This window comes from Streptomyces lydicamycinicus, assembly GCF_000829715.2.
Lineage (GTDB): Bacteria > Actinomycetota > Actinomycetes > Streptomycetales > Streptomycetaceae > Streptomyces > Streptomyces lydicamycinicus.
In genome coordinates, this window is the sequence record NZ_BBNO01000004.1 from 167,278 (window position 1) to 179,649 (window position 12,372).

The following is a 12,372-nucleotide window of genomic DNA, read 5'->3' on the forward strand; positions in this document are numbered from 1 at the left end:
TTCGCGCCACCACCCGCCCCCCTGCCATGCTGTGCCGAGCACACCACCGGCACTCGCCGCATCGCGGACGGAATGCCACGGAATGGGAAATATGACTACGGAATCCAAGGCGGCCAGACCGACCCTTCCCGCGAGTCCTCCCCTGACCGAGCGTCAGGAGGCCCGGCGCCGCCGCATCCTGCACACCAGCGCCAAGCTGGCGTCCCGTGGTGGCTTCGACGCCGTGCAGATGCGCGAGGTCGCCGAGTCCTCGGGGGTCGCGCTCGGCACCCTCTACCGCTACTTCCCCTCCAAGGTGCATCTGCTGGTCGCCACCATGCAGGACCAGCTCCAGCACATGCACGAGACGCTGCGCAAGCGCCCGCCGTCGGAGCAGGACCCTGGTGCACGGGTCGCCCAGACCCTGATGCGGGCGTTCCGCGCGCTCCAGCGTGAGCCGCATCTCGCGGACGCGATGGTGCGCGCACTGACCTTCGCGGACCGCTCCGTCAGCCCCGAGGTGGACACCGTCTCCCGGCTGACCACCGCGATCATCCTCGACGCGATGGGCCTGGACGGCCCCGCCACCCCCGAGCAGCTCTCCGCGGTCCGCGTCATCGAACACACCTGGCACTCGGCCCTGATCACCTGGCTCTCGGGCCGCGCCTCGATCGCCCAGGTGAAGATAGACATCGAGACGGTGTGCCGCCTGATCGAGGTCACTTCGGGGGAACGGGAGAGCTGAGGCCGGGGCGCGGGGGCCGCGCCGGGGGCGCGCCGTGGGCCGGGCCGGGGCCGCGAGCGTCAACCTGGCGGCGTTGACCTGTCTCACGTCGCGGTGCCGTGAGCGTCAACCCGGCGACGTTGACCTTCCTCACGTCGCCGGGCCGTGAGCGCCACCCGGCGACGTTCACCCCGCCTCGCCTCTCCGCGCCGCGCCGACAGCGCCCACTGCGCGCTCACTTCGCGGGGCCCGCGCGCGTTAACGCCGCCTTCGCCACGGGTAGTTGGCCCGCAAGGGACCCACCGGCCCCCTACGGGACTCCGCCCCACGCCCCCTACGGGCGGCCCCGGCCCCGGGCCGTCGCTCATTCCTCCGGCGGGAAGACCGCCTCGCCGCTGTCGGCCACGGTGAGGGTGATCGCTTCCACGGGGCACCCCTCGGCCGCGGCCAGCACGCTCTCGGCGGCGTCCGTCTCCGGCGCCGCCGGATGCGACTGCCGCGCCGAGTCGAGGCGGAAGCCGTCCGGCGCCGCCGCGGCACACATCCCCGACCCGATGCAGACGCTCCGGTCCACCACCACCTGCCAGCGGTCCCCCATCAGGCACCCGCCGGCAGATGGATCATCTTGTGCTCCAGGTATTCGCCGAAGCCCTCGGGCCCGAACTCCCGCCCGATGCCGGAGTTCTTGTAGCCGCCGAACGGGCCGAGCATGTCGATGCTGAAGGTGTTCACCGAGTACGTACCGGTGCGCACCTGCCGGGCGATCTCGATGCCGTGGTCGACATCGGCCGTCCACACCGAGCCGGAGAGCCCGTAGTCGGAGTCGTTGGCGATCCGTACCGCCTCCGCCTCGTCGTCGTACGGCAGCAGGCAGATCACCGGGCCGAAGATCTCCTCACGAGCGATCCGCATGGAGTTGGCGACCTCGCCGAAGAGGGTCGGCTCGACGTACCAGCCCGTGGTCTGCCCCTTGGGGCGGCCGCCGCCGGTCAGCACCTTGGCGCCCTCCTGCTGTCCGACCGCGATGTAGTCCAGGGAGCGCTGCTGCTGACGGCGGGCGACCAGCGGGCCGACTTCGGTGGCCGGATCCAGCGGGTCGCCGACGGTGAGCGCCGAAGCGGCCGCGGTGAACCGCTCGGCGATCTCGTCATAGTGGCTGCGCGGGGCGAGAATCCGCGTCTGGGCCACACACGCCTGGCCGTTGATCATCCAGGCGAACGGCACGATCCCGGCCACCGCCGCGTCCAGATCCGCGTCCGGCAGGATCACCGCAGCGGACTTGCCGCCGAGCTCCAGCGTGACCCGGCTGAGGTTGCGGGCCGCGACCTCCATCACCCGCTTTCCGGCCGCCACCGAGCCGGTGAACGACACCTTGTCCACCCCGGGGTGCCCGACGAGGTACTCGCTCACCTCGCGGTCCGCCGGCAGGATCGACAGCACCCCCGCCGGCAGCCCGGCCCCCGTGGCGATCTCCGCGAGCAGATACGCGTCCAGCGGGGTCTCCGGTGACACCTTCAGCACCACCGAGCAGCCGGCCAGCAGCGCCGGCGCGAGCTTGGCTGCGGCGGTGAACTGCGGGACGTTCCACGGCACCACGGCCGCGACCACCCCGGCCGGTTCCCGCCGCACCAGCAGCGGCCCCAGCACCCCGCCCCGCCGCTCCTCGAACGGGAAGTCGCGGGCCACCGTGAGCGCCGCGTCCCACACCAGCATCGCGGCCAGCGACTGCACCATGACGCCGGAGGTGAACGGGGTGCCGTTCTCCGCGCTGATGACCTTGGCGATCTCCTCGCTGCGCGCCGCGAAAGCGTCCTTGATACGGGTCACCACCGCGATCCGGTCCGCCAGCGGGGCGTTCGCCCACACCCCGGACGCGAAGGACGTACGGGCCGCGGCCACCGCACGGTCGACGTCGGCCCGCGAGGCGTGCGGCACCCGGCCGATGACCTGTTCGGTGTGCGGCGAGACGACCTCGATCGTGTCCCGGCCGGCCGGATCGACCCACTCACCGCCTATGTAGAGCTTTCCGTGCTCGACGAGGTCGCTCATCGCTGCCGCCTCCTGCGGGTCGGCCGCCTGTTCCGGCGGTCCCTGCCGGTTCGCTGTCGTTGCCGGTTCGCTGTCGTTGCCGGTTCGGTGTCGTTGCCGGTTCGCTTTCGGTACCGGTTCGCTGTCGTTGCCGAGGTGCCTCGGGCACGGTTACTGACGAGGCATCAGGCGACTCATTCCTCAGGAACTGATACCAGTTCTAGTTGGAGGAGTCCACGGCACCGGCCGAATCCCAACTCACCCTGTCCGGAGGGGTACTTCAAGCCGCTTTGAAACCAGTTCTAGTTATAGTGAGGCCGGGTACCGGGTGTATGCCACACCGAGAGGGGACCGGGATGACCGCGCAGGTGACCGACCACAAGGGCGGGGTGTGGAGCATCGCCGTCCCCATCCCGGACAACCCGCTCGGCCACACCCTCGTCCACCTCCTGGAGACCGACCGCGGGCCGGTGCTCATCGACACCGGCTGGGACGACCCGGACTCCTGGGACGCCCTCGTCGCCGGCGTCACCGCCTGCGGGTTCGCCCTCACCGACCTCCACGGCGTCCTGATCACCCACCACCACCCCGACCACCACGGCCTGTCCGCCAAGGTCCGGGAGGCCGGCGGCGCCTGGATCGCGATGCACGCCGCCGACACCGCGGTGGTCCGCCGCACCCGCGCGGCCGAACCGGGCCAGTGGCTCGACTACCTGCTCGCCAAGCTCACGGCGGCGGGCGCACCGGACGACCATCTGGCGCCCCTGCGGAAGGCCCGCGCCACAGGGAACGGCCGGAAGCTGCCCGGCCGGCAGGCCGCGCTGCCGGACCGCGGCATCGACCCCGGCGAACTGCTCGACCTGCCGGGGCGCCGGGTACGCGCCATCTGGACGCCCGGACACACCCCCGGCCATGTGTGCCTCCACCTGGAGGAGGAACACCCCTCGGCACGGACGCCCGGTTTCGGCCGGCTGTTCTCCGGCGATCACCTCCTGCCCGGCATCACCCCGCACATCGGCCTGTACGAGGCCCCGGACGACGAGGGGAGTCCGCCCGGCCCGCACGGCATGGAGGGCTCGGGGGAGGACACCGACCCCCTGGGCGACTACCTCGACTCCCTCGAACGCGTCGGCCGGCTCGACCCCGCCGAGGTCCTGCCCGCCCATCAGCATGCCTTCACCGACGCCGGCGGCCGGGTGCGCACGCTCATCGCCCACCACGAAGAGCGGCTGGCCCAGCTCAGATCCCTGCTCCAGGAACCCCGCACCGTCTGGCAGCTCGCCATGGCCATGGAGTGGAACCGCCCGTGGGAGCAGATCCCTTACGGATCCCGCAACATCGCCGTCTCGGAGGCCGAGGCCCATCTGCGCCGGCTGGTGAAGCAGGGGCGGGCGGAGTGGGTGCCGGGGTCGGATCCGGTGCGGTATCAGGCGGTGTGAGGGGGCGGGCCTCTCGCGTTGCCGCTGTCCTGGTTCGTGCAGCTTCTTGTTGCTGTGTACCCGGCGGCCGGGGGCGGGGTCGGGGCCGGCCGGTGCGCGGCCGGTTCGGTGACCGACTTCCGGTCCCGCCCCGTGCGCGGACCCCGCCGTGCTCGCGCCCGGCTCCTGCCCTGCTCGTGCCCGGTGCCCGTCCGTCCGCCCATACCCGGCGCCGGTGCGCCCGTCCTGTGCGCGGCTCGCGCGCCGCTCCGCCCCGCTCGTGCCGGATTTCGTCGGCTCGTACGTGCGAGCGAGCGCCCGCCGGGTGCCGGTTAAGGTGTGCGGGACAACTTCATCCGTACCCGATCGGGGGAAGCCGGTGGAAATCCGGCGCTGACCCGCAACCGTGAGGACGGCCCGTCCGTACCGCGCCGGCTGGCCCGGCAGGACGGCCGTACGAGCCGGAACACCCGAGGGGGCACGACCAAGGCTCCCGCCACCGGAACCGTCCGCCACAGGGGCGGCCGGTGCGCGGCACCGTCGAGGTATACGGAGCTGAGCCCGGTGCCGTCGCGTCCGCGATCCAAGGGGATCGCCGCGCGGGCGGTCGGCCGAGCACGGCTGCGTACATCGCCGCGACCCGACCCGAGAGGCACCGACCCGATGGCCCCCATGGCTTCCATGGCTCACCAGGCCCCCCTGACGCACCCCGTCGCCTTCCTGGCGCGCCGCGCCGCCACGGCGCTGGCGGCCGCGGCGGTGCTGGGCGCGGCCGCTGCCCCCGCCGCGTACGCCGACGACGCTGCCCCGTCCGCGTCCCCCAAGAAGCTGCCGGACGGCCTGTACGGCACCAAGGACCCGCAGTACGACGGGGTGTGGCGGCAGTCGCTCGCGCTGCTTGCGCAGGACACGGTGGGGGTGCGGCCGGCCGCGTCCGGCGTGCGCTGGCTGGTCGGGCAGCAGTGCGCCGACGGCGCGTTCACCGCCTTCCGCGCCGAGCCCGGCAAGTCCTGTGACGCCAAGACCATGCGGGACACCAACCAGACGGCCGCCGCGGTGCAGGCGCTGGCCGCGCTCGGCGGGCACGGCGACTCCGTGCAGAAGGCCGTGGGCTGGCTGAAATCGGTGCAGAACGACGACGGCGGCTGGAGCTCGATGCCCGGTTCGGCCAGCGACGCCAACTCCACGTCCGTGGTCATCGGCGCGCTCGCGGCGGCGGGTGAGAAGCCGCGGTCGGTGACCTCGAAGAAGGGCGGCAAGACCCCGTACGACGGGCTGCTCACCTTCCAGCTGGGCTGTGACGCGAAGGAGGGCGAGCGCGGCGCGTTCACCTTCCAGCTCAAGGGCGCCGCCCCGAACGCCGACGCCACCGCGGCCGCCGCGACCGGAGCGCTCGGCAAGGGCTTTGTCGTCGAGCCCGCGGACCAGCGGGCAGACGCCCCGGTCAAGCCGCTGAACTGCAAGGACGGCGGGGACGCGAAGAAGGACGATCCGGAGCGGGCCGCGGCGGGCGGCGACGCCTACCTCGTCGCGCAGCTCGACAAGAACGGGCAGCATCTGCTCTCCGCGATGCCGGGCGCCGAGAAGCAGCCCGATGTCGGCAACACAGCCGACGCCGTGGTGGCGCTGGCGGCCGGCGGGCACGGTGCCGCTGCCGCCAAGCCGCTGAAGTGGCTGGAGAAGAACGCCACGGACTGGGCCAAGCAGAACGGGCCCGCCGCCTACGCCCAGCTGGTGCTGGCCGCGCACGCCACCGGCACCGACCCGCGTTCCTTCGGCGGCACCGACCTGGTGGCCGCGCTCAACGCCACCGGCCCCGAGCCGGCCGCCGCGGCGCAGAAGGACACCGGGGACGCCGACGACACCACGGACGGCGGCGGCATCGGGGTGTGGTGGGTCATCGGTGTCGGCCTCGCCATCGGCGCCGGTATCGGGTTCCTGCTGAGCAGCCGTAAGAAGAATCAGCTCTGATGCGGCGGACCAGGATCGCCGGCGCCGTACTGCTGGCCGGTACGGTCACCGGCCTGGCCGCCGGGCCCGCGCAGGCGCAGGAGTACCGCTACTGGTCGTTCTGGGACGGCAAGGGCAGCTCCTGGGCGTATGCCACCGAAGGGCCGGCCACTCAGCGGCCGGCCGACGGCGCGGTCGAGGGCTTCCGCTTCACCGTCGGCGCCGACTCCGCCGGGGCCGGTAAGCCGCGCCCGGCCGCCGACTTCGACGCGATCTGCCGCGACACCCCCGCCAAGGACGGCCGCAAGCGGATCGGCATCGTGCTGGACTTCGGCACCGCGGCGGACGCGCCCGCCGGCGAGCGGCCGCCGGCGGCGAGGTCGGAGTGTGCGCAGGTGCCGGAGGACGCCTCGGCCGGCGAGGCGCTGGCGGCGGTCGCCCGGCCGCTGCGCTATGACGCCAACGCCCTGCTGTGTGCCATCGCCGGCTACCCGAAGGCGGGTTGCGCGGAGGCGGTGAACGGATCGAAGGACGGAACGAAGGGCCGAGCGAAGGGTTCCGCGTCCTCCGCTGCGCCGTCCGCGGGGGCGGCGCAGGACCGTGCCGACGGGGGCGGTGGAAGCGGCGACGGGGGACCGTCCGCCGGACTGCTGGGCGGGGCCGCGGCCGTTGTCGCCCTGGGTGCGGCAGCGGTGTGGCAGGCACGCCGCCGACGCGGATGAGCGCCCCGCAGGCGACCCGTACCACCGCGCTGCACGCCGGCGCCTGGTGGCTATGGGCGCTGGGCCTGGCCACCGCGGCCTCCCGCACCACCGATCCGCTGCTACTGGGGCTGCTGGTGGGCGTGGCCGGGTATGTCGTCGCGGCACGTCGTACGGATGCGCCCTGGGCCCGTTCGTACGGCGCGTTCGTCAAACTCGGGCTGGTGGTGATCGTCATCCGGCTGGTCTTCGCCTTCTTCCTCGGCTCGCCGATCCCCGGTACGCACACCCTTGTCACGTTGCCCGAAGTACCGCTGCCGGACTGGGCGAAGGGCGTCCGGATCGGCGGCCGGGTCACCGCGGAGGGCATGGTCTTCGCCCTGTACGACGGACTGAAACTGGCCACTCTCCTCATCTGTGTGGGCGCCGCCAATGCGCTCGCCAATCCGGCCCGGCTCCTGAAGTCCCTGCCCGGTGCGCTCTATGAGGCGGGCGTCGCGGTCGTGGTGGCGATGACCTTCGCCCCGAACCTGGTCGCCGACGTCCAGCGGCTGCGCGCCGCCCGCCGGCTGCGCGGGCGCCCCGACCGCGGGGTCAAGGCACTCCTCCAGGTCGGACTGCCGGTGCTGGAGGGCGCGCTGGAGCGCTCGGTGGCGCTGGCCGCGGCCATGGACGCCCGCGGTTACGGCCGCAGCGCCCAAGTACCGCCCGCCGTACGCCATCTCACGTCCGTGCTCACCCTCGGCGGGCTGCTCGGTGTCTGCGCCGGAACTTACGGGCTGTTGGGGGACACCGGAGGCGGCTACGGGCTACCGCTGCTGCTCGCCGGGCTGGCGGCGGCACTCGCCGGGTTGTGGCTCGGTGGCCGCCGTTCGGTGCGCAGCCGCTACCGGCCCGAGCGGTGGGGCGCCCGCGCCTGGCTGGTCGCGGGCTCCGGCATGGCCGTCGCCGCCCTGATGATCTGGGCGAACGACTATGCGCCGGCCGCGCTGCATCCGCCCGCCGTCCCGCTCACCACCCCCGTTCTTCCCCTCTGGCCGGCCGTTTCCGTTCTCGTGGGGCTGCTGCCCGCGTTCGTCGCCCCGCTCCCGTCGAGCGCGGACCGGGCCGGGACCCGTGTGGCGTCCCGTGGAGGTGGCCGTGCCTCTGATGTCGATCCGTGTACGAAGGAGCCCACCCCGTGATCCGGTTCGAGCAGGTCTCGGTCACCTACGGCGATGCCGCGGCGCCCGCCGTCCAAGGCGTCGACCTGACCGTCCCCGAGGGCGAACTGTGTCTCCTGGTCGGCCCCTCCGGCGTCGGCAAGTCCACCGTCCTGAATGCCGTCTGCGGCCTCGTCCCGCACTTCACCGGCGGCACCCTGCACGGCCGGGTCACCGTCGACGGCCGGGACACCCGCACCCACAAACCGCGTGAACTGGCCGATGTCGTCGGCACCGTGGGCCAGGACCCACTGGCGCACTTCGTCACGGACACCGTCGAGGACGAACTCGCCTATGGCATGGAATCGCTCGGCCTCCCCCCTGAGGTGATGCGCCGCCGTGTCGAGGAGACCCTCGACCTGCTGGGCCTGGCCGAGCTGCGCGACCGCGCGATCACCACGCTCTCGGGCGGACAGATGCAGCGGGTGGCGATCGGTTCGGTCCTCACCACCCACCCCAAGGTCCTGGTCCTGGACGAGCCGACGTCCGCTCTCGACCCCGCCGCCGCGGAAGAGGTGCTCTCCGTCCTCCAGCGGCTGGTCCATGACCTCGCCACCACGGTCCTGCTTGCCGAACACCGCCTGGAGCGTGTGGTCCAGTACGCCGACCAGGTCATCCTCCTTCCCTCACCGGGTGCGCCCCCGGTCATGGGCGCCCCCGCCGACATCATGGCCGTCTCCCCCGTCCACCCCCCGGTCGTGGCTCTCGGCCGCCTCGCCCAGTGGTCCCCGCTCCCCCTCTCCGTACGCGACGCCCGCCGCAAGGCCGCTCCCCTGCGCGAGCAGCTGACGGGAGCCCCGCCGCAGGTGCCGGGGAGGAGCTCGGGGCCCGAGCCGGGAGCATCGGATGCTGCCGCGGAGGTCTCGGGGCTCGGTGTGCGTCGGGGTCCGACCGAGGCGCTGCACCGGGTGGATCTGACCGTGCGGGGTGGCGAGACGGTCGCTCTGATGGGACGCAACGGTGCGGGGAAGTCCACCCTGCTCACCACCCTCGTCGGAATGCATCAGCCGTCGTCCGGCACGGTGCGGGTCGGTGGCGCCGTCCCACACCGCACCAGCCCCCGGGACCTCCTGCGGCATGTCGGTCTGGTCCCGCAGGAACCTCGTGACCTCCTCTACGCCGATACCGTCGCCGCCGAGTGCACCGCGGCCGACCAGGACGCGGGCGCCCCCGCCGGCAGTTGCCGGGCTCTGGTCGCCCGGCTGCTGCCGGATGTCCCGGACTCCGTTCACCCCCGTGATCTGTCCGAGGGCCAACGGCTCGCCCTTGCCCTCGCGGTCGTGCTGACCGCCCGTCCACCGCTGCTCCTTCTCGACGAGCCCACCCGCGGCCTGGACTACGCCGCCAAGGCCCGTCTGATCGAGGTGTTGCGCACCCTGGCCGCCGAGGGGCACGCCATCGTCCTGGCCACCCATGACGTGGAACTCGCCGCCGAACTGGCGCACCGCGTCGTGATCCTCGCCGACGGCGAGATCGTCGCCGACGGCCCCACCGACGAGGTCGTGGTCTCCTCTCCTTCCTTCGCGCCGCAGGTCGCCAAGGTTCTTGCCCCGCTGCCCTGGCTGACGGTTCCCCAGGTGGCCCGCGCCCTGGAGGCCCTCGCATGACCGTGCCCCCACCCCGCCCGGAGGGCCCCGGGCCCGGCGTTGGCTCCGATTCCGCTTCCAGCCCCGCCTCCGACCCCTGTTCCGGTTCCGTCTCCGGCTCCGACTCCGGCCGCCCCGGCTCCGATTCCGCTTCCGGCCCCGGCTCCGGTTCCGTTTCCGCCCCCGACCGCCCCGGCCCCGGCTTCCGACGCCCCGGCCCCGGTCGCCAGGCCCGTGCCGTGCGGCTCGGTCCCCGCTCCATCGCCGCGCTGGCCCTGATCTCGGCCATCGGCGTGATGGCCTTCGGCTGGCCACTGCTCGCCGACTCCGCCTCCGGGCTCGCCCATTCCAAGGACGCGCCCTGGCTGTTCGCCGCGCTGCTGCCGATGCTGCTTGCCGTTGTCGTGGCGACCATCGCCGACACCGGCCTGGACGCCAAGGCCATCGCCATGCTCGGCGTCCTGGCCGCGGCCGGGGCCGCGATGCGCCCGCTGGGCGCGGGGACCGCCGGTATCGAGCCGATGTTCTTCCTGATGGTGTTGTCGGGACGGGTGCTCGGGCCCGGGTTCGGCTTCGTACTGGGTTCGGTGGCGATGTTCGCGTCGGCGCTGCTGACCGGCGGTGTCGGCCCCTGGATGCCGTTCCAGATGCTGACGATGGGGTGGGTGTCGATGGGCGCCGGCCTGCTGCCGGGGCCCGACCGGCTGCGCGGCCGCGGTGAACTCGCCGTGCTCGCCGTCTACGGAGCCGTCTCCGCCGTCCTCTACGGCCTGGTCATGAACCTCCAGGGCTGGCCCTATATCGCCGGCCTGACCTCAGGGGTCTCCTTCGTCCCCGGCGACCCGATCGACCAGAACCTGGCCCGCTATCTCGCCTACTGCCTTGCCACCTCCCTCGGTTGGGACCTCCCCCGAGCCCTGGTCACCGTGATCCTCACCTGCACGCTCGGAGGTACCGTCCTCAGAGCGCTGCGCCGCGCCACCCGCCGCGCGGCCTTCGATGTCCCCGCCTCCTTCACTCCCGATCCGCCCCGAGAGGCCGCCTCCCGGTGAGTGGCCCCGGGTGAGGTGACCCGGCTCCTGTCTCCCCCTCTGCCCTGCGCATGCCCCCTTCCCTGCCTGGGGCGGTGATCGTCAGTTGGCCGCCAGGCCCCCGGTCCGGCCGGCTCACCGGAGGCGCCCCCTGCACCGGCCCCTGCCGGAGAGGTAACGGCGAGGAGGCGGGAGAGGAAGAGGCGGAAGAGGAGGAAGAGGAGCGCTGCCGCGGTGATCTGTTGGTCATGTCGTCGACGGTACGGAGATCGCACGCCTCGCAGAATGCGGCTTTCCGCACAACTCAGCTGTGGTTTTCCTCAGGTTGGGGAGGGGGCACCGGAACACCCCCGTCCTCTTCGCGTGGCGGTCGTCGGCGACCGCCGGTTCCCCGCAACAGCCGCTACAGCCGCAACAGCCGCTACAGCCGCTACAGCCGCTGAATGATCGTCCCCGTCGCCAGCGCCCCGCCCGCGCACATGGTGATCAGGGCGAATTCCTTGTCCCTGCGTTCGAGTTCGTGGAGTGCGGTGGTCAGGAGCCGGGCGCCGGTGGCGCCGACCGGGTGGCCGAGGGCGATGGCGCCGCCGTTCACATTCACCTTCTCCAGGTCCTGCTCGAAGACCTGCGCCCAGGAGAGGACGACGGAGGCGAAGGCCTCGTTGATCTCGACGAGGTCGATGTCCTTGAGGGACATACCGGCCTTGCCGAGCACCGCACGGGTGGCGTCGATGGGACCGTCCAGATGGAAGTGCGGGTCGGCGCCGACCAGCGCCTGGGCCACGATGCGGGCCCGCGGCTTGAGCTTGAGGGCGCGTGCCATGCGCTTGGAGGCCCACATCAGCGCGGCGGCGCCATCGGAGATCTGTGAGGAGTTGCCCGCCGTGTGGACGGCCGTCGGCATCACGGGCTTGAGGCCGCCGAGCGCCTCCATGCTGGTGTCGCGCAGTCCCTCGTCGTGGTCGACCAGCCGCCACATGCCCTGGCCCGTGGCCTGTTCGTCCTCGGTGGTGGGGACCTGGACGGCGAAGGTCTCCCGTTTGAAGCGCTCCTCGGCCCAGGCGGCGGCCGCCCGCTCCTGCGAGATGAGGCCGAGCGAGTCGACGTTCTCCCGGGTCAGCCCCCGGTGGCGGGCGATGCGTTCGGCCGCTTCGAACTGGTTGGGCAGGTCGACGTTCCACTCATCGGGCCATGGCTTGCCGGGTCCGTGCTTGGAGCCGCTGCCGAGCGGTACCCGGGACATCGCCTCGACGCCGCAGCCGATGCCGATGTCGATGACCCCGGCCGCGATCATGTTGGCGACCATGTGGTTGGCCTGTTGCGATGATCCGCACTGACAGTCCACGGTGGTGGCGGCGGTCTCGTACGGGAGGCCCATCGTCAGCCAGGCGTTGCGGGCCGGGTTCATGGACTGCTCGCCGGCGTGGGTGACGGTGCCGCCCACGATCTGTTCGACGCAGTCCGGCTGGATGCCCGTACGGGCGAGGAGTTCGCGGTAGGTCTCCCCCAGGAGGTAGGCGGGATGGAGGTTGGCCAGCGCGCCTCCGCGCTTGCCGATGGGGGTGCGTACTGCTTCGACGATGACGGGTTCCGCGGCCATGACTGAGTCGTCCTCTCCTCACGTCCGCGGATGTCCCGGCACCCACGGAAAGAAGAACTAGTACCCGTTCTAGTTCTACAAACAGTCTTATGAGGTGCTCCCCGGGGCGCAAGGGGCGTGCAAGTCCCTTGCACGCAACCGGAGTCGCCGGAC

At 72.5% G+C, this 12,372-nt stretch carries 10 protein-coding genes and 1 riboswitch; of the genes, 7 read left to right on the top strand and 3 right to left on the bottom strand.

Translation table 11 applies throughout. From position 1 onward, the window contains the following. The first annotated feature begins 91 nt into the window (after positions 1-91). Positions 92-724, top strand: coding sequence for a TetR family transcriptional regulator (locus TU31_RS13965; RefSeq protein ID WP_042154220.1), 633 nt, complete (start codon positions 92-94; stop codon positions 722-724). Positions 725-1,067: 343 nt separating this feature from the next. Here the strand turns inward: TU31_RS13965 and TU31_RS13970 are convergent, their stop codons facing one another. After that, positions 1,068-1,301 carry a ferredoxin gene (locus tag TU31_RS13970; protein ID WP_042154222.1) on the bottom strand — a complete coding sequence of 78 codons (234 nt, stop codon included), beginning with the start codon at positions 1,299-1,301 and terminating at the stop codon, positions 1,068-1,070. After that, positions 1,301-2,752 (bottom strand): aldehyde dehydrogenase, encoded by a 1,452-nt coding sequence (locus tag TU31_RS13975; RefSeq protein WP_042154224.1) that lies wholly within the window; start codon positions 2,750-2,752, stop codon positions 1,301-1,303. The genes TU31_RS13970 and TU31_RS13975 overlap by 1 nt, the downstream gene beginning before the upstream one ends. Before the next feature lie 335 nt (positions 2,753-3,087). On the opposite strand from TU31_RS13975, the gene TU31_RS13980 reads away from it, so the two are divergent. The 6 genes from TU31_RS13980 (at position 3,088) to TU31_RS14005 (ending at position 10,640) form a co-directional block, all read left to right on the top strand. Next, positions 3,088-4,170 (top strand): Strvi_7410 family MBL fold metallo-hydrolase, encoded by a 1,083-nt coding sequence (locus TU31_RS13980; protein ID WP_042154225.1) that lies wholly within the window; start codon positions 3,088-3,090, stop codon positions 4,168-4,170. Positions 4,171-4,481: 311 nt separating this feature from the next. After that, a riboswitch (cobalamin riboswitch) is annotated at positions 4,482-4,641 on the top strand. 171 nt (positions 4,642-4,812) lie between these two features. Continuing rightward, positions 4,813-6,120 carry an SCO2321 family membrane protein gene (locus TU31_RS13985; RefSeq protein WP_107070683.1) on the top strand — a complete coding sequence of 436 codons (1,308 nt, stop codon included), beginning with the start codon at positions 4,813-4,815 and terminating at the stop codon, positions 6,118-6,120. After that, positions 6,120-6,821 carry an SCO2322 family protein gene (locus TU31_RS13990; protein WP_042154227.1) on the top strand — a complete coding sequence of 234 codons (702 nt, stop codon included), beginning with the start codon at positions 6,120-6,122 and terminating at the stop codon, positions 6,819-6,821. Before TU31_RS13985 ends, TU31_RS13990 begins: the two co-directional genes overlap by 1 nt. Beyond that, positions 6,818-7,984, top strand: coding sequence for a CbiQ family ECF transporter T component (locus tag TU31_RS13995; protein WP_042154228.1), 1,167 nt, complete (start codon positions 6,818-6,820; stop codon positions 7,982-7,984). The genes TU31_RS13990 and TU31_RS13995 overlap by 4 nt, the downstream gene beginning before the upstream one ends. Beyond that, positions 7,981-9,609, top strand: coding sequence for an ABC transporter ATP-binding protein (locus tag TU31_RS14000; RefSeq protein ID WP_042154230.1), 1,629 nt, complete (start codon positions 7,981-7,983; stop codon positions 9,607-9,609). Before TU31_RS13995 ends, TU31_RS14000 begins: the two co-directional genes overlap by 4 nt. Beyond that, the gene (locus TU31_RS14005) at positions 9,606-10,640 is read left to right on the top strand and encodes an ECF transporter S component (RefSeq protein ID WP_370682734.1); all 1,035 of its coding nucleotides are present in this window, start codon (positions 9,606-9,608) and stop codon (positions 10,638-10,640) included. Before TU31_RS14000 ends, TU31_RS14005 begins: the two co-directional genes overlap by 4 nt. Positions 10,641-11,049: 409 nt before the next feature. On the opposite strand, the gene TU31_RS14010 is transcribed toward TU31_RS14005, so the two are convergent. After that, positions 11,050-12,219 (bottom strand): steroid 3-ketoacyl-CoA thiolase, encoded by a 1,170-nt coding sequence (locus TU31_RS14010; RefSeq protein ID WP_042154232.1) that lies wholly within the window; start codon positions 12,217-12,219, stop codon positions 11,050-11,052. Positions 12,220-12,372: the final 153 nt, after the last annotated feature.

What these genes read in the sequence shown, in the direction of transcription:
- TU31_RS14005 (WP_370682734.1), top strand. Translation starts at nt 9,606, where the DNA reads ATGACCGTGCCCCCACCCCGCCCGGAGGGCCCCGGGCCCGGCGTTGGC.
- TU31_RS13990 (WP_042154227.1), top strand. Translation starts at nt 6,120, where the DNA reads ATGCGGCGGACCAGGATCGCCGGCGCCGTACTGCTGGCCGGTACGGTC.
- TU31_RS13995 (WP_042154228.1), top strand. Translation starts at nt 6,818, where the DNA reads ATGAGCGCCCCGCAGGCGACCCGTACCACCGCGCTGCACGCCGGCGCC.
- TU31_RS13975 (WP_042154224.1), bottom strand. Translation starts at nt 2,752, where the DNA reads ATGAGCGACCTCGTCGAGCACGGAAAGCTCTACATAGGCGGTGAGTGG.
- TU31_RS13970 (WP_042154222.1), bottom strand. Translation starts at nt 1,301, where the DNA reads ATGGGGGACCGCTGGCAGGTGGTGGTGGACCGGAGCGTCTGCATCGGG.
- TU31_RS14010 (WP_042154232.1), bottom strand. Translation starts at nt 12,219, where the DNA reads ATGGCCGCGGAACCCGTCATCGTCGAAGCAGTACGCACCCCCATCGGC.
- TU31_RS13980 (WP_042154225.1), top strand. Translation starts at nt 3,088, where the DNA reads ATGACCGCGCAGGTGACCGACCACAAGGGCGGGGTGTGGAGCATCGCC.
- TU31_RS13965 (WP_042154220.1), top strand. Translation starts at nt 92, where the DNA reads ATGACTACGGAATCCAAGGCGGCCAGACCGACCCTTCCCGCGAGTCCT.
- TU31_RS13985 (WP_107070683.1), top strand. Translation starts at nt 4,813, where the DNA reads ATGGCCCCCATGGCTTCCATGGCTCACCAGGCCCCCCTGACGCACCCC.